Source organism: Bhargavaea sp. GQ12 (genome assembly GCF_059758705.1).
In genome coordinates this window covers 23760-38720 of sequence record NZ_JCAXEU010000001.1, presented here as the reverse complement: position 1 = coordinate 38720, position 14961 = coordinate 23760, and the positions used below count along the sequence as shown (strand labels likewise).

At 54.7% G+C, this 14961-nt stretch carries 19 protein-coding genes; 10 read left to right on the top strand and 9 right to left on the bottom strand.

What is annotated here, in order from left to right; all coding sequences use genetic code 11:
• Complete coding sequence (locus AC6CHQ_RS00205) at positions 1–378, bottom strand: DUF485 domain-containing protein (RefSeq protein WP_498080499.1); 378 nt, start codon at positions 376–378, stop codon at positions 1–3.
• Between the two features lie 310 nt (positions 379–688).
• Here AC6CHQ_RS00205 and AC6CHQ_RS00200 point away from each other — a divergent pair, with 310 nt between their 5' ends.
• Positions 689–994: a DUF3243 domain-containing protein gene (locus AC6CHQ_RS00200; protein ID WP_092049500.1), complete on the top strand. Its 306-nt coding sequence runs from the start codon at positions 689–691 to the stop codon at positions 992–994.
• Positions 995–1077: 83 nt separating this feature from the next.
• Here AC6CHQ_RS00200 and AC6CHQ_RS00195 read toward each other — a convergent pair whose 3' ends face one another.
• The 7 genes from AC6CHQ_RS00195 to AC6CHQ_RS00165 form a co-directional block, all read right to left on the bottom strand.
• The gene (locus tag AC6CHQ_RS00195) at positions 1078–1605 is read right to left on the bottom strand and encodes a DinB family protein (protein WP_285858751.1); all 528 of its coding nucleotides are present in this window, start codon (positions 1603–1605) and stop codon (positions 1078–1080) included.
• The gene (gene pcp / locus AC6CHQ_RS00190; protein ID WP_251238874.1) at positions 1541–2158 is read right to left on the bottom strand and encodes a pyroglutamyl-peptidase I; all 618 of its coding nucleotides are present in this window, start codon (positions 2156–2158) and stop codon (positions 1541–1543) included. Before pcp ends, AC6CHQ_RS00195 begins: the two co-directional genes overlap by 65 nt.
• Positions 2159–2164: 6 nt before the next feature.
• The gene (locus tag AC6CHQ_RS00185) at positions 2165–2575 is read right to left on the bottom strand and encodes a PaaI family thioesterase (RefSeq protein ID WP_251238873.1); all 411 of its coding nucleotides are present in this window, start codon (positions 2573–2575) and stop codon (positions 2165–2167) included.
• Between the two features lie 127 nt (positions 2576–2702).
• Complete coding sequence (locus AC6CHQ_RS00180; protein ID WP_498080498.1) at positions 2703–3851, bottom strand: bifunctional cystathionine gamma-lyase/homocysteine desulfhydrase; 1149 nt, start codon at positions 3849–3851, stop codon at positions 2703–2705.
• On the bottom strand, positions 3814–4776 hold the full coding sequence (locus AC6CHQ_RS00175) for a PLP-dependent cysteine synthase family protein (protein WP_251238871.1): 963 nt from the start codon (positions 4774–4776) through the stop codon (positions 3814–3816). The genes AC6CHQ_RS00180 and AC6CHQ_RS00175 overlap by 38 nt, the downstream gene beginning before the upstream one ends.
• A 55-nt stretch (positions 4777–4831) precedes the next feature.
• A complete protein-coding gene (locus AC6CHQ_RS00170) occupies positions 4832–5473 on the bottom strand; it encodes a class I SAM-dependent DNA methyltransferase (protein ID WP_251238870.1) in 642 nt (213 codons plus the stop codon).
• A 564-nt stretch (positions 5474–6037) separates the two neighbouring features.
• Positions 6038–6469 carry a hypothetical protein gene (locus AC6CHQ_RS00165; RefSeq protein ID WP_092049518.1) on the bottom strand — a complete coding sequence of 144 codons (432 nt, stop codon included), beginning with the start codon at positions 6467–6469 and terminating at the stop codon, positions 6038–6040.
• A gap of 115 nt (positions 6470–6584) precedes the next feature.
• On the opposite strand from AC6CHQ_RS00165, the gene hisC reads away from it, so the two are divergent.
• Positions 6585–7643: a histidinol-phosphate transaminase gene (gene hisC, locus AC6CHQ_RS00160; protein WP_498080497.1), complete on the top strand. Its 1059-nt coding sequence runs from the start codon at positions 6585–6587 to the stop codon at positions 7641–7643.
• 36 nt (positions 7644–7679) lie between these two features.
• Here the strand turns inward: hisC and hisJ are convergent, their stop codons facing one another.
• Positions 7680–8459: a histidinol-phosphatase HisJ gene (gene hisJ, locus AC6CHQ_RS00155; protein WP_498080496.1), complete on the bottom strand. Its 780-nt coding sequence runs from the start codon at positions 8457–8459 to the stop codon at positions 7680–7682.
• A gap of 99 nt (positions 8460–8558) precedes the next feature.
• Here hisJ and AC6CHQ_RS00150 point away from each other — a divergent pair, with 99 nt between their 5' ends.
• The 8 genes from AC6CHQ_RS00150 to hisIE all read left to right on the top strand — a co-directional run bounded on the left by AC6CHQ_RS00150 (position 8559) and on the right by hisIE (position 14791).
• Positions 8559–9386, top strand: coding sequence for an ATP phosphoribosyltransferase regulatory subunit (locus tag AC6CHQ_RS00150; protein WP_498080495.1), 828 nt, complete (start codon positions 8559–8561; stop codon positions 9384–9386).
• A gap of 92 nt (positions 9387–9478) precedes the next feature.
• On the top strand, positions 9479–10081 hold the full coding sequence (gene hisG / locus AC6CHQ_RS00145) for an ATP phosphoribosyltransferase (RefSeq protein ID WP_498080494.1): 603 nt from the start codon (positions 9479–9481) through the stop codon (positions 10079–10081).
• Positions 10082–11329 carry a histidinol dehydrogenase gene (hisD, locus tag AC6CHQ_RS00140; RefSeq protein WP_498080493.1) on the top strand — a complete coding sequence of 416 codons (1248 nt, stop codon included), beginning with the start codon at positions 10082–10084 and terminating at the stop codon, positions 11327–11329.
• The gene (gene hisB, locus AC6CHQ_RS00135) at positions 11329–11901 is read left to right on the top strand and encodes an imidazoleglycerol-phosphate dehydratase HisB (RefSeq protein WP_498080492.1); all 573 of its coding nucleotides are present in this window, start codon (positions 11329–11331) and stop codon (positions 11899–11901) included. Before hisD ends, hisB begins: the two co-directional genes overlap by 1 nt.
• Positions 11898–12545 (top strand): imidazole glycerol phosphate synthase subunit HisH, encoded by a 648-nt coding sequence (hisH, locus tag AC6CHQ_RS00130; protein ID WP_251238863.1) that lies wholly within the window; start codon positions 11898–11900, stop codon positions 12543–12545. The genes hisB and hisH overlap by 4 nt, the downstream gene beginning before the upstream one ends.
• Complete coding sequence (locus AC6CHQ_RS00125) at positions 12542–13246, top strand: HisA/HisF-related TIM barrel protein (protein ID WP_498080491.1); 705 nt, start codon at positions 12542–12544, stop codon at positions 13244–13246. Before hisH ends, AC6CHQ_RS00125 begins: the two co-directional genes overlap by 4 nt.
• Before the next feature lie 143 nt (positions 13247–13389).
• Positions 13390–14178, top strand: coding sequence for an imidazole glycerol phosphate synthase subunit HisF (gene hisF / locus AC6CHQ_RS00120; protein ID WP_251238861.1), 789 nt, complete (start codon positions 13390–13392; stop codon positions 14176–14178).
• Positions 14168–14791, top strand: coding sequence for a bifunctional phosphoribosyl-AMP cyclohydrolase/phosphoribosyl-ATP diphosphatase HisIE (hisIE, locus tag AC6CHQ_RS00115; RefSeq protein ID WP_251238860.1), 624 nt, complete (start codon positions 14168–14170; stop codon positions 14789–14791). The genes hisF and hisIE overlap by 11 nt, the downstream gene beginning before the upstream one ends.
• Positions 14792–14961: the final 170 nt, after the last annotated feature.

The following is a 14961-nucleotide window of genomic DNA, read 5'->3' as shown; positions in this document are numbered from 1 at the left end:
TTATCCCCCCTTGATCTCTGTTTCGATAATTTCATCCGCTTCCTTGTCGAACTTCAGGAATCTCCTGACGTAAACCGTGCAAAGAACCCAAGTCATGATGAACTGTGCGCCTGCATAAATCCACGCCCAGGAAATATCACCAATAGCCGGCCTCTCCAGGACATTCGAGTAAGACGTCAGGATCGGCAACATGAAATAAAACACCATGAAAAAGATCGTGAGCGGTACAATGAACTTTTTCTTCTTCTTTATCAGTTCCCTGAATCTGCTGCTTTCCGTGACACGGACAAAATCCGTCTGAGCCTGACGTTTCGGCGCCGTGTTTGCTTCTGCATCCGAAATGCCACGCTCGCCGGTGTAAACGCTTCCAACTTTCAAAAAGATGACCTCCTTAATCAGTCCGAATAATAGGTTCATTGTAGAATAGAGAGGTAAAGTATTCAAAAGGTTTTTTACTTTCTGTTAAAAATGATCATTTGGTCATGGCCGCTTAATAAAAAGAACCACCTTTCTTGCCGAAAAAAAATCGCATTACCCCATCTATTAGGTATGCCTGTTCCGACAGACCCATGGATTTGGACCCATGCCCTTCGAACAACTCCACTCTGCATGGAGTTTACTCCTTTTCGGTTTTGGCGCAGGATACAAAGGAAATACTGAATATAGGAAAATTGAAAGGAGCCCGGGTATGGATCAATTCAAAGATCGGATCGAAAACGAAATGCAGGACTATAATAATGAGGAAAAAGACCAAATCCTCGATAACTTCAACCGCTTCAAGCAATTCCTCTCTCATAAAGTGGATAAAGGTGAAAAGATGGGCTTGAGCGAGGAGCAGCTCGCAAAAGGTGCGGAATGGGTGGCCAATTACCTCATGAAACATGAAGAGCCGCGAAACCGCGAAGAACACTTGCTCCAGCAGCTTTGGAAAGTGGCCGATAAGGAACAGCAACACACCCTCGCCCATCTGCTGGTGCGTCTGGTTCAACAATAGGAACATGTAACGCCGGAGACTTCTCCAAGCGTCTTCTTAACAAAAAAGCGGTATTCTCCTGAGATGGAGAACGCCGCTTTTTGCTATTCAAACAATTGGATTTCAGGGTCCTTCCCCATCCTGACAAGCATTGAATGCAACTGTCCCCGATGGTGCGCCATGTGCGTGAGGATTTGGACAAGCCAGCCGAGCCGGGTATCCGTCGTGCCCCACCAGCTTGTAGTGGTCACATTCAAATCCGTCTCGGTATATCCGCTGTACCGCTGTTTAAGACCTTTCAGGTTGTTCCGCAGTGCGCTGCGGACCTCTTCAGGCGAATTCACTTCCGCCGATTGATAGTAGTCCGCCATCTCCTTTTCCGATGCTTCATCCGATATCCGGGCATCGGCTTCGCAGATGAGGGCGATATGCGAAAGCAGTTCACCGAGCGAGCGCTTTTGCGGATCCGGGCGGAAATCCAAGTCTTCCACAGTCAGGTCGGAGGTCATCTGTATCACTGTTCCTGAAAGCCATTCAAGATGAAGAAAGATACGGCTGCAGGCCTCATTAACCCTTGGATTCCCCTGCGATGGTCTCCAGGCAGATCCTGACTCCCCCAAGCAGGTCCTCATGGCTCCAGCTGGGAATTTTCCCATGACGGATAGCCAGATCATGCGATGCAGGAATATGGATGAAGCCGGATTTCATTTCCGGGTTTTCTGTCTTGGCATAGTGAAGGCCTGCATACATGACATTGTTGCACAGATATGTGCCGGCTGTATTGGAGATTTCTGCCGGCAGGCCGGCTTCCAGCAGGGCGTCGACCATTCCCCGTACGGGAAGCGTCGAGAAGTAGGCGTCAGGCGCCTCTTCATCAATCGGATCATCGACCGGGCGATGCCCTTCATTGTCGGCAGCTCCGTCCTTCACGTTGATTGCGATCCGTTCAGGTGTGATTTTAAACCGGCCGGCAGCCAGACCAAGAGAAACCGTGACGTCCGGTTCCACTTCCCGGATCAGCCCGATGAGTCTGGCGGACGCCTTGCCGAAGTCGACAGGCAGGATCCGCGTACAAACCTGATAGTCCCCGATGCTCGTCCCGTCCAGCTCTTCCGCGATCCGCATCGTCGGGTTCACGGGATAGTCCAGAAACGGTTCAAAGCCAGTCAGCAATATTGTCTTCATGCACAATCACTTCCTTGTATTGGATACTTTGAATGTGGCAGTCGAATAGCCGATCAGTTCCCCTGCCTGGTTAAACAGTTTGCCCTCTATCAGGACAGTACTCCTGTTTTGGTTGATGAGTGCGGCACGCGCAGTCATGGATTCTCCGATGAGCGGCTTCAGGAACTGTGTCTGCATCTGGATCGTCACCGGTGCCTCGAAGCCCAGCTGACGGATTTTCAATCCCATCATCGTGTCGAGGACACTCATATAAACGCCGCCATGCACGGTGCTCTGGACATTGTCCAGCTCCTGTTTATACGGAAGGTACAGCTCGACATCTTCCTCATCGAGCCGGGTGATCCGGAGTCCAAGGTGCCGGAAAAACTCGCTCGTTTCAAAATCTGAACGGATCTGATCAAAGTCGGTTGCAATCATGTTGTCTTTTCCCCTTTATCTGCGGAATTGAATAGTTCCAGTATACCACTACGTTTCCTGCCGGTCGGCAGTCCCGACATACAAAAACGGAGACCGCCCCGGGGACGGTCTCCGCTTATTTGATCACTCAGACATGGATTTCGTTTGCGGCAAGCGCCTGTTCCAGATCTTCCACCAAGTCCAGAGGATCTTCCAGGCCGACCGAGATGCGGACGAGGCCGTCCTCGATCCCCAGTTCATGGCGCCGCTCTTTCGGGATGGACGCATGGGTCATAAGTGAAGGAATCGAAATCAGGCTTTCAACAGCTCCCAGGCTTTCCGCGAGTGTGAAGTAGCGGACTTTCTCCAGCAAGGATAGAGCCTTTTCCTGACTCTCCACTGTGAAGGAGATCATTCCGCCGAATCCGCCTGCCTGCCTCTGGTGCACGTCATGGCCCGGATGGTCCGCCAGTCCCGGATAATAGACCTTCCCGACTGCATCGTGGCCAGTGAGGAAACGGACAACTTCCTCGGTATTCTTCTCGATCTCCTCCATCCGGATGCCGAGCGTCTTGATGCCCCTGATCAGCAGCCAGCTATCATTGGGAGCCAACACGCCCCCGGTGGAGTTCTGGACAAAATGAAGCTCTTCGCCCAGCTGCTCATCTTTCGTGACGACCAGCCCCGCTACAACGTCACTGTGCCCGCCCAGGTACTTGGTGGCGCTGTGGAGGACGACGTCTGCGCCGTGGGCGATCGGATTTTGCCAATACGGGGTGCTGAATGTATTGTCGACAATCAGCTTCAGCCCGTTTTCTTTTGCGATTATGGAAATTGCCTCAAGGTCCGTGATCTTCAGGAGCGGGTTCGTCGGTGTCTCGATAAAGATCGCCTTCGTTTCCGGACGGACGGCCTTTCTGACCGCTTCCGGATCGCTTGTATCGACGAACGAAACGTCAACCCCGAACCGGCTGAAGATCTTATCCATCACGCGGAATGTCCCGCCGTACACATCATCCGTCACCAGCAGATGGTCCCCTGCCCTGAACAGCTGGACGGTCGCTGTGATGGCGGCCATGCCGGATGCAAAAGCGAACCCGCGGGCTCCGCCCTCCAGGTCAGCGATCAGCTTTTCGAGCGCTTCCCGGGTCGGGTTGCCTGTACGGGCATATTCATATTTAAAGTTGCCGACACCGTCCTGCTTGTATGTGCTGGCCTGGTAAATCGGGATTGAGACCGCCCCCGTATAAGGATCCCGGCTAACCCCTCCGTGAATTAACTGCGTTTTCTTCCTCATTTTTCATCACCTCATCATAGATTCCGCTGCTGATATAGCGCTCACTGCTGTCGGGAAAAATTGTGACGATATTTGTTCCGGGCAGGGCCGTTGCCGCCTCTCTCAGGCTTGCGGCAAGCGCGGCCCCTGAAGAACTGCCGACAAGCAGTCCCTCTTTTTTTGCGGCTTCCCTCAGCCGTTCAAATGCCTCTTCGTCGGAAATGGTATGGATGCCATCAAACAGACGCCTGTCGATAAACGGCGGGAGGAAATCCATCCCGATCCCTTCAGTACGGTGGGAATGAGATGGACCGCCGTTGAGGATGGAGCCTTCCGGTTCGACGATGACGCACTTCACGTTTTTCAGATGATCCTTCAGGTACTTGGACGTGCCGGTGAACGTCCCGCCGGAGCCTGCTCCTGCAACGAAGACATCGATCTTCCCGTCCAATTCTTCCGCCAGTTCCGGTCCGAGGCTTTCGTAGTACGTGTCGGGATTGGAAGCATTCCGGAACTGGCCCGGATAATAGGAACCGGGAATCTTCTCAAGCAGTTCTTCGGTCTTGGCAATGGCGCCTTCCATTCCGAGTTGGGTAGGTGTATTGACCACTTCTGCTCCAAGCGCCCGCATGAGCGTCTGTTTTTCAATGCTGAATTTCTCAGGGACCACGAAAATGGCGCGGACCCCGTACCGGATCGCCGCAATTGCAAGTCCGATTCCCGTGTTCCCTGCTGTCGGCTCAATGATGGTTCCGCCCTTTTCAAGCTTCCCTTCCAGGAAAGCCCGCTTTAGAAGGTATTGGCCAAGACGGTCTTTGACACTTCCGCCGGGGTTCATGTATTCAAGCTTTGCAAACAGCCTCACCCCGTCCGGCAGCGGGAATGATGTAAGTTCCACAACGGGGGTACGGCCGATGAGTTCATGGACATTTCGTGCAACGTTCATTTGGATCCTTCCTTCTTCGGATGCTTCTCCGATGTTGTACAGTTCCGGCACTCGTTCAGCCTTTCTTGACAGCTTCAATCAGCCAGACAAAGTCATTTTTCCGGATGAATGCGGACTCAAAGCCCACTTCCCCGAAGATTTCAGTAAGGACCGGGATTGTCGTGTAATACTCGGTCTGCAGATCCTGGGCCAGACGGCCGTAATTTTTGTCCAGGGAATCCCGGATCATCTTTTCTTTCGCTTCCTGATTAGCAAAAACCGTATCCGCGAAGATGATCTTTCCTCTGGGGCTGAGCAGTTCGTGAAAGCGGGTAATTGCAGTTTTCTTGTCTTCGTCAGTCAGGTGATGGAATGCGTAGGTGCTCACGACCGTGTCCGGTGCCCGGTCCGGTATTGGGAATTCCAGAAAGTCACCTTCGAAAAGGTGTAGTCCGGGCAGTTTCTGTTTGGCGATTTTCCGCATTTCCACCGATGGCTCGTAGCCAATCAGTTCTTTTCCCTGACTGAGGATCCGCTCGGTCAGGTTTCCGGTGCCCACCCCGAATTCCAGGATCAATCCATCAGCTCTGTCTGCAACGGATTGCAGAATATCTTCATAATGGGCGAACACCGCCCGGTACTCCGGGTCAGTACCGGCCACTGTATCATCATAGGTTTTGGACCAGTCATCAAATAGCTTGTTGAACTCAGACGCCATCCTTAAACCCCCTTTTCTGATTGTTTTACTCAGAATTAGAGTATGGCAATAATGTATCCTTTGTTCCTAAAAATAACAAGAGGACAAAAGAATTAAATTTACACTAACTTCGGACAAGACATTAACTGTCTGATCATAAAGCTGTATAGTGCGGATAAAAGTAAAGGGACTGCTTGAGTTGTCCAATGACTCCATTACTGGAATGAAAGGCGGCATGGCCGAATTTATAGCAATCCCTTTGAATGTTAAGCGAGAGCTCACCGGCCTTTATCGAAGCATCAAATAAAAAATGGGGCTGTCCGAAAAGTCGGATTCAGCACATGATATAGCAAACGGCACGGACGCCGGGAGACTCCTCGAAAATGCTTCGCATTTCCTTCGTGCGAGGCGGATTCGAGGAGGTTTTTCTGTCCTGCGGGAAAAGCCGGGCTGTCGAGACCCGCTTTACGCGGGGCTCGGCGCCGGCCCGCGGTAAGCGACCAGAGTCCGTGCCGTTTGCTGTTTTTATCGTATTAATGACTTATTGGACAGCCTCATTTGTATATGAGCAAGACCGGCATCTCGTCAAATCTTGGTCTGTCCTATGAGCCCTTTATCGGAGGAAATGATTTTTAAGAGGCCCTGGTTCTTGATCAGCACCGTCTTGAAGACCGGTTCATCTCCGTCCATGAAGAGCAGCACCCGATTACCGGGGTTGTCATTGGCGACGCGGATCTCATAATCTTCCGGCGTGAAATGTTCTTTCGCGTGCGTCAATTCCTCATAATTTGACGGATCACTGACTGGCTGGGCATGGTCTACTTCCTGTGCATGGATTTTGTGTTCACCGGATTCGTTTTCACTCATTTCTTCCGATTCTTGCGCCAGACTTTGGACGTCCCCGTCTGCTTCCACCTCCTCAGGGACATCCGGCAATGCTTCTTCCGGGTTCTGCTGTCCGCCACATCCGGAGAGGAACATGGCGGCGGCACCGATGAGGAACAGGTTCTTCTTCATTTTCAGGCATCCCCCTTTCACTAAACTACCCTATACCCTGGAATACCGTTGACAACACCTGATTATTCCGTTAACTTTAACGTGATAAATCATTAAAGCATGAGGAGCGATCGGCATGAGCAGATTTTGGAGTGAAATGGCGCGGCGGACAGAACCCTACGTCCCGGGCGAACAGTTGAACCGTGCGGAGATCATCAAGCTGAATACAAACGAGAACCCGTACCCGCCGGCACCGGGAGTGACGGAAGCAATTCGCAGTGCGGCTGAAGGACTCCGCCTTTATCCATCTCCGACCGCTGATCCTCTCCGGCAGGCCATCGCCGATGCAGAAGGACTCGGGCAGGAAAACATCTTTACGGCGAACGGTTCCGATGAAGTCCTGGCGTTTTCTTTCATGGCGTTCTTTGATCCAGGAAAGACGATCCGATTTCCTGACGTGACCTACAGTTTCTACCCGGTCTATTCAAATCTGTTCGGTGTGCCGTTTGAAGAAGTGCCCCTCCGGAACGATTTCACGCTGGACACGAACGCCTTCTTGGGAGCCGACGGAGGCGTCATCCTGCCGAACCCTAACGCCCCGACCGGCATCTATGAGCCGCTTGACGGCATCCGCCGGATTCTTGAAGGCAATCCCGATCGCGTCGTCATTATCGATGAGGCGTACATCGATTTCGCCGGCCCGTCGGCAGCAGCGCTGATCATGGAATACGACAACCTGCTTGTCGTGCGGACAACCTCCAAATCGAGATCGCTGGCAGGCCTCCGTGTCGGCTATGCACTCGGCAGCGAGGAACTGATTGAAGGACTGATCCGGATCAAGGACTCCTTTAATTCCTACACGACCGACCGGCTCGCACAGGCCGGCGCGGAGGCGGCTTTCCGGGATGCCGGATACTTCGAGGAGACGACCGCGAAGATCATCGCCACCCGCGGCAGCTCCGCGATGCGCCTTGCCGAGCTCGGCTTCACCGTCCTTCCTTCGTCTGCGAATTTCCTGTTCTGCACGCACCCGGAAGCTGACGCCGGACGGCTGTACTCCGAGCTGAAGTCCCGCAACATCCTCGTCCGCCATTTCGGCAAGCCGCGGATCAAAGATTATCTGCGGATCACCGTCGGGACCGATGATGAAATGGACAAGCTGTTCGGGGCACTTGAGGAGATTCTGCCAAATTAAAGAAAAGCCGGAAGTCATACCGACTTCCGGCTTTTTTCATCTCGTGTATCCCCTGCCCACATCCTCCGGAGAATGGGCATCCGAACCGGTCTGCAGCTTCAGTCCGAGACGCTTCGCTTCTGCAACCATCCACGGTTCCGGATAAGTCTCCCCGTAGTCCGGCTTCCGGAGGCCCGCATGGTTAAAGTCGAGCACGTATCCGTTTGCGGCCGCTTTTTCCAGTATACCCGTCCAGTTAATCGGATCCGTCTCCGGCCGGACACGCTTTCGGAATTTATGGATCAGGTTGACGTGGCCGAGCACGGGAGGATTCAGTTTACCGAACGGCATGCCGGCGGCCTTTTCCATTGCTTGTCCGTAAGCCTCATACAGGTTCTCAACGCTGCCTTCGCCTGCTTTTTCCGCGAAAGTGTCGGCACTGTAGTCGATGCAGAACCAGCCGGTGCCGGTTTTCACGAAGTGGACGCTCAGGATGGAGTTGGCTGCCTCTTCCGGATATTCCTCGAGGAAGCGGAGGGTCTCCTCCTCGAATCCTTCGATGTAATCCACCTCAAAGCCGCAGCGCACATCAACCCGTCCTGCATATTCCTTTCGCAGCCGGGCGCCTTCTGCCAGATAAGCAGCGACATCCTCACGCTTCATTGCGCTGTCTTTTTCGGGAACCGGATCGGTAAATCCGTCAGGCAGCGGCGCATGTTCGGTGAAGACGAGTACCTTAATCCCCTTCCGCTCCGCTGCCTTCACATACTCCTCCATAGGCGCAGCCGTGCCATGCGGACAGTACGGCGTATGGACATGCCCGTCGATGAATGTCATGTTTATCCCTCCTATTGCAATTCTGAATTCTCTATGCTATTATTTCATTCATCTACTACTTTATCATGATAAAGTAATGAAGTGAAGAGGTGTACAGAAATGACTTCATTCATTTATAATCCCGCACTGATCCGCCAGAAACAGCTTGAAGTCGAGTTCCTGTCATTCTTCCACGGCAACGGGTTCGATATCATCGACTTGCCCGTCGTGGAAACGTTCGACTGGCCGGGAATGACAGAAGACGACCTTCGGCTTATGCCCCAGCGTGAATCCTGGGTGCAGAACGGCACCGTCCACGCGCTGCGGCACGACTGGACCAACGCGATTGTCCGCTATCTCCATAAATACAAAATCGATGCTGAGCGGGCTGTTTACTCCGGTCCGGTTTTCCACTCCGGTACAGAAACCCGCCAACTCGGCATGGAAGTGTTTTCGGAAAGCACATCCCGCCAGCAGGAAGGGCTCTCACTCCTGATCAGATTCATGGATGAGCGCATGGATGACCGCCCGAAAACCGCAGTCATTAGCCACTACGCGCTTCTCCCGGCGATCCTGGGCGAAGAGAAGGTTGCGGACCCGGCAATCCGCCGTGCGCTGTCACAGCGGAGCACGTCCGCATTGCGCCAGCTGCTCGGTGACCATCCGCTGCTTGACCTGATCGGCGACCAGCCTGAATCACAAGTCCATAAGCTGCGGTCGACATTCCCGGAAATCCGCCAGGTGCTCGAAGAACTGACCGGATGGGAAGAAACCCTACGTGAAGCCGGTGTCGAAGCCGTCTATCCGGACATCACCGCCCTTCCGTCGCAATCGTACTATGACGGCGTGTTCGTCCGTCTTTACGGCGCCGGCCGAACGACACCGGTCGCCTCAGGCGGACAGTACACTGCCCGCTCCGAAGCATTCGGAATGGGGATTTTCTATTGACAGGCCGGAAGGTTTCTCTTTTGGCGCCAATCTAAACTCTCAAGTGCAAACGGGCAGCCTGCCCGACAAACGCATAGACAAAGGATGATTCCATGATTACGATTGCACTCTCAAAAGGCCGCCAGCTAAAGGATTTTCTCGCCTATCTGGATGAAAACGGCCATCCCCGCTGGCACGGCGCACTCAAAGCCGCCCAGCGCGAACTGCTTGTCGAGGCAAACGGCATCCGCTTTCTCCTCGTAAAGGGAGATGATGTACCGATCTATGTCGAAGAAGGCATCGCGGATCTCGGCATCACAGGGAGCGACATCCTCGCCGAGTACGACGCGGACGTGAACGAGCTGCTGGAGCTGCCGTTCGGCTACTGCCACTTCGCCATCGCTTCGAAGGAGGAGCTTCTCGAATACCGGACAATCGCCACAAAATATGTCAACTACTCCCGTTCCGTCTTTGAGCGGTCCGAAAAGCCTGTCAAAATCATCAAGCTGAACGGCTCAGTCGAGCTTGCGGCGGTGATCGGCATGGCCGATGCGATCGTCGATATCGTCCAGTCCGGCGAAACGCTCCGGATGAACGGCCTTCAGGAGCGTGTCCGCCTCGATGAGATCAGTGCTCGGCTGATTGCGAACAAACACGCGTTTTTTACGAAATCAGCGGAAATCCGCTCATTTATGAACGAATTGAAGGTGAACTGAATGCAGACCGCACAACAATTCATGCAATCCTACCGTCCTGCCGGTGAGGACAACCACGACATCGCAGGCAGAGTCCTGGACATCATCCGGGACGTCCGGCAAAACGGTGACGATGCGCTTGCCCGCTACACCAAGCAATTTGACGGCGAAGGCTCGGAAGTCCGGGAAATTTCGGCTGAAGAACTAAAGACGGCATATGAATCGATTTCTGACGAGCTCCGGCAAGCCCTCATCGCCGCCAAGGAAAACATTGAGGCCTATCAGTCGAAGATCAAATGGCAGCCGGCCGAACCCGAGGGCTTCTATCCCGTATTCCACCCGATCGGCCGAGTCGGAATCTACGTGCCCGGCGGCAAGGCGAATTATCCGTCGACTGTCCTCATGACGGCAATCCCTGCGAAAGTTGCGGGCGTCCGGAGCATCACCGTTGTCACTCCGCCCCCGGGCAACCCGGCAACCCTTGCCGCCTGTTATCTGTGCGGCGTCGACCATGTCTATACGGTCGGAGGTGTCCAGGGCATCGCCGCTCTCGCCTACGGGACGAAGACAATCGAACGGGTCGACAAGATATGCGGACCTGGGAATGCGTACGTCGCGATGGCGAAAAAGCTCGTTTACGGCGATGTCGGCATTGATTCCGTCGCAGGTCCAAGCGAGCTTGCGATCGTCGTGGACAGGTCGTCTAATGCCGAATGGGCAGCGCTCGACTTGCTTGCACAGGCAGAGCACGATGAGCAGGCACGCACTTATCTGATCTCACTGGACCGTGACAAGCTTGAGGAAGTCGGACGGCTTGCTGTCCATTTTGCCGAAGAGGCCCCACGGAGCGAAATCATCAAAAAGAGCCTCGCAGACAATCACTGGGCGATTCTCGCAGAAAACCGTGACGAAGCGGTGGAACTCCTGAACTTCGTCGCACCGGAGCATGCAGCCGTGCAAACGGAAGATGCCGAAAGCTATGCGGAAGACGTGACCAATGCCGGCGCCCTGTTTGTCGGCGGGTATTCCCCGGAAGCGGTCGGCGACTATTCCGCCGGGCCAAGCCACGTGCTCCCGACCGGAGGCAACGCCCGCTTCCAATCGGGCCTGTCCGTAAACGATTTCCTGACGGCGAATGCGGTCATCCGCGTTGATCAGAGGGACTACCGCCGCTATGCCGATGCAGGAATCCCGATTGCCAGGGCCGAAGAACTGTATGCACACGCGGCTTCGATGGAAGCCCGCCTGAACGGAGGTAATGACGACTGATGGCAAGTTATGAACGCAAGACCAAAGAAACCGAAATCCGCATGGAACTCAAAAAAGGAACCGGCGAATCCTCAATCGAAACGGGCGTCGGATTCCTTGATCATATGCTGACGCTGTTCGCCTTCCACTCCGGACTGGAAATCGACGTGAAAGTGAACGGGGATACCCAGGTGGACGATCACCACACAACAGAGGATACGGGCATCGTGCTCGGGAAGCTGTTGCGTGAGGTGATGGGCGACAAATCCGACATCCGCCGCTACGGCACCTCCTATGTCCCGATGGACGAAACGCTCACCCGCACCGTCATCGATATCAGCGGACGCCCTTACCTGAGTTTTAATGCGGAGATCTCCAGGGAAAAAGTCGGCACCTTCGACACCGAGCTGACGGAAGAATTTTTCCGCGGTCTCGTCATGAACGCGGGGCTCACCGTCCACATGGACCTGATCCGCGGCGGCAACGCCCACCACGAGATCGAGTCGTTCTTTAAGTCGTTTGCACGCGCGCTGCGCGAAGCGATGCAGCCGGGCGACGGACGGCTTGCTTCTACGAAGGGGCTCCTTGCATGAACACTCGTGAAACAGCTGCTGCAGAACTGACGGACGGACGCCGCATCGCCATCGTCGACTACGGCCTCGGCAATGTCGCGAACGTCCGGCGTGCACTGGAATTCCTCGGCCACCGGGTGGAGCTGACGAAGGATCCGGATGTGCTCCGCAGGGCGGATGTCCTCATCCTCCCGGGCGTCGGCCACTTTGCCGATGCGATGAAGCGGCTCGAAGCCGATGGGCTCATCCCGTTGCTGACCGAACTCAAAGAAGAAAAGCCTTTCATCGGAATCTGCCTCGGCATGCAGCTTTTGTTCGAACACAGCGAGGAAGGAGATGTCGACGGGCTCGGGTTCATCCCCGGTGCAATCACTCGGATTGAAACCCGCCTCCCGGTCCCCCACCTCGGCTGGAACGCACTAGCAAGTGACCGGCCTGAACTGGACGGCAAGGACATGTACTTTATTCACACCTATAAAGCGGCACCCGGGCCACACACGGTCGCGACAGCCGACTACGGCGGCGAGACTGTCACAGCGCTCGTGCAAAGCGGACAGCTGATCGGCATCCAGTTCCACCCCGAAAAAAGCGGGGACGCGGGACTCATATTGCTGCAGCAAGCCGTAACCGGAGGGTTTAGAGAGAAAGAGGAGGCATCCGAATGATCGAGATTTGGCCGGCGATAGACATTATCGATTCACAGAACGTCCGCCTGACTGAAGGCGACTATGATACAAAAGCGGCGATGGGCCGCACCCCGCTTGAAGCGGTGGCCTTTTACTCCGAACAGCCGCGTGTCGGGCGCATCCACACTGTTGACCTGATCGGAGCAAAAGAAAAAAAGCCCGCTGAGATGGACCTGTTCCGCGATATCATCAGGGCTACGCAGATCCCTGTCGAAATCGGTGGCGGAATCCGCTCCGAACAGACGATCCAAGAATACCTCGACATGGGTGCAGGCTATCTGATCATCGGCACAAAAGGCTTGACCGAGCCAGACTGGCTGATTGAAATGAGCCGGAAATACCCGGGCAAGCTCATGCTCGGACTGGATGCCCGCGGCGACAAAGTTGCTTTGAACGGCTGGCTTGAAACCGCGGAGACGACCGTTTTTGAAATGCTTGAACGCCTGGACGGAGCTGAAATTGGAGGCGTCATTTACACCGATATCGCCCGTGACGGCCGCATGGAAGGACCGAACGTGGAAATGACCGGAAAATTGGCGAAGGCTTCGAAATGGCCGGTCATCGCATCCGGCGGCGTCCGGAACGGCAGCGACCTTGCCGCTCTTGAAGCGGAAGGTGTTTTTGCTGCGATTGTCGGAAAAGCGGCAAATACGGATGAGTTTTGGGAGAGTATCCGGTGAAGGCTCGGCGAACTGAATGACGAGATTGGGCGCGTGAATGACGAAACTGCGGGCCCGAATGACGAAATTGACTGTGTGAATGACGAAACCGGACTCTTCAACAATAAAACAGGTACCAATATGCAGATGAAAGGAGTGTCACCATGATCAAAAAACGCATCATCCCCTGCCTCGACGTAAAAGACGGCCGAGTGGTCAAGGGCATCAACTTCAAGGGGCTCCGCGACGTTGGGGACCCGGTGGAAATGGCCGCCCGCTATAATGCGGCAGGCGCTGACGAACTCGTCTTCCTCGATGTCTCCGCAACTGACGAAGGCCACGACCTCATGCTCGATGTCATCAAGCGCACGGCGGAAGTGCTGTTTATCCCGCTCGCCATCGGCGGAGGCATCCGCACGGCAGACGACATCGGGCGCCTGCTAAAGGCAGGCGCCGACAAAGTCAGCATCAACTCCGCGGCACTTGCCCGTCCTGAACTGATCCGCGAGGCGGCGGAACGGTTCGGCAGCCAGTGCGTCTGCCTGTCGGTTGATGCCGGCTGGGACGAGGAAGCGCAGGACTGGTTCTGCTTTACGCATGGAGGCAAGAAAAAGACCGACATCCGCGTTCTCGACTGGGTCACCGAAGGCGAAAAGCTCGGTGCCGGAGAGATTCTCCTGACTAGTATGGAGGGCGACGGAACGAAAGACGGTTTCGACCTCCCCCTCTTGAAAGCCGTGGAAAAAGCCGTCACCGTCCCGGTCATTGCATCTGGCGGCGCCGGGAGTGCCGATGACTTTGTCGAGCTGTTCCGCGAAACAGATGTGTCTGCAGGCCTTGCTGCATCCATCTTCCACAACGAAGAAACGACAGTTGGCGAAGTGAAATCCCTTCTATCGGATGCCGGCATTCCCGTCCGCCTGACGGCCGGAGGTGTGCCGAATGAAGCCTGACTTTTCCAAGGGGCTCATCCCGGCAGTGCTACAGCACTGGACGGACCACACCGTCCTCATGCTCGGCTACATGAACGAGGAAGCCTACCAGAAGACGCTGGAAGATGGCGTCGTCTGGTTCTACTCCCGAAGCAAGGAACGTCTCTGGAAAAAGGGTGAATCCAGCGGACATATCCAGCGTGTCAAATCGATGACGCTCGATTGCGACGAAGACACCCTCCTGATCCAAGTGGAACCGGTGGGCCCTACTTGCCACACCGGAACGAAAAGCTGCTTCGGTGATGAACCTGCTTCCCCGCTCCTTTCGCTCGAAGCCATGATCCGTGACCGCCAGGCGGAATCGGACGAAGGCTCGTATACCAACTACTTGCTCGGCAAGGGGCTCGACAAGATTGCCAAGAAGTTCGGCGAGGAAAGCTTCGAAGTCGTCATTGCGGCGATGAAGCGCGACCGAGAAGAGCTGAAAAACGAAACTGCCGACCTGCTCTATCACCTGTTCGTCCTGCTGCATGAGCAAGGTGTCAGCATCAATGAAGTCGAGCAGGTGCTGCATGAGCGCCACTCCAAGAAAAACAACTTTAAGGGAGAGCGGCAAGACGTGGAGAACTGGTGAAACGTTGCTATATCGGAGTGAAACGTTGATATACAAAGCTGAGACGTTGCTATACTCCATTGAGACGTTGACATACTAAGCTGAGACGTTGCTATACCCTATTGAGACGTTGACAAAATACGATTCCATACCGATTAAAAAGGACCGGCAGACGCCGGTCCTTTTCGTTG

Bases quoted from the DNA above. Each gene is read 5' to 3' on its own strand.
- hisF (WP_251238861.1), top strand. From the start codon at position 13,390: ATGATCAAAAAACGCATCATCCCCTGCCTCGACGTAAAAGACGGCCGA.
- AC6CHQ_RS00195 (WP_285858751.1), bottom strand. From the start codon at position 1,605: ATGAGGACCTGCTTGGGGGAGTCAGGATCTGCCTGGAGACCATCGCAG.
- AC6CHQ_RS00200 (WP_092049500.1), top strand. From the start codon at position 689: ATGGATCAATTCAAAGATCGGATCGAAAACGAAATGCAGGACTATAAT.
- AC6CHQ_RS00180 (WP_498080498.1), bottom strand. From the start codon at position 3,851: ATGAGGAAGAAAACGCAGTTAATTCACGGAGGGGTTAGCCGGGATCCT.
- hisJ (WP_498080496.1), bottom strand. From the start codon at position 8,459: ATGACATTCATCGACGGGCATGTCCATACGCCGTACTGTCCGCATGGC.
- hisIE (WP_251238860.1), top strand. From the start codon at position 14,168: ATGAAGCCTGACTTTTCCAAGGGGCTCATCCCGGCAGTGCTACAGCAC.
- AC6CHQ_RS00125 (WP_498080491.1), top strand. From the start codon at position 12,542: ATGATCGAGATTTGGCCGGCGATAGACATTATCGATTCACAGAACGTC.
- AC6CHQ_RS00150 (WP_498080495.1), top strand. From the start codon at position 8,559: ATGACTTCATTCATTTATAATCCCGCACTGATCCGCCAGAAACAGCTT.
- AC6CHQ_RS00165 (WP_092049518.1), bottom strand. From the start codon at position 6,469: ATGAAGAAGAACCTGTTCCTCATCGGTGCCGCCGCCATGTTCCTCTCC.
- hisB (WP_498080492.1), top strand. From the start codon at position 11,329: ATGGCAAGTTATGAACGCAAGACCAAAGAAACCGAAATCCGCATGGAA.
- AC6CHQ_RS00175 (WP_251238871.1), bottom strand. From the start codon at position 4,776: ATGAACGTTGCACGAAATGTCCATGAACTCATCGGCCGTACCCCCGTT.
- hisD (WP_498080493.1), top strand. From the start codon at position 10,082: ATGCAGACCGCACAACAATTCATGCAATCCTACCGTCCTGCCGGTGAG.
- hisH (WP_251238863.1), top strand. From the start codon at position 11,898: ATGAACACTCGTGAAACAGCTGCTGCAGAACTGACGGACGGACGCCGC.
- pcp (WP_251238874.1), bottom strand. From the start codon at position 2,158: ATGAAGACAATATTGCTGACTGGCTTTGAACCGTTTCTGGACTATCCC.
- AC6CHQ_RS00185 (WP_251238873.1), bottom strand. From the start codon at position 2,575: ATGATTGCAACCGACTTTGATCAGATCCGTTCAGATTTTGAAACGAGC.
- hisC (WP_498080497.1), top strand. From the start codon at position 6,585: ATGAGCAGATTTTGGAGTGAAATGGCGCGGCGGACAGAACCCTACGTC.
- hisG (WP_498080494.1), top strand. From the start codon at position 9,479: ATGATTACGATTGCACTCTCAAAAGGCCGCCAGCTAAAGGATTTTCTC.
- AC6CHQ_RS00170 (WP_251238870.1), bottom strand. From the start codon at position 5,473: ATGGCGTCTGAGTTCAACAAGCTATTTGATGACTGGTCCAAAACCTAT.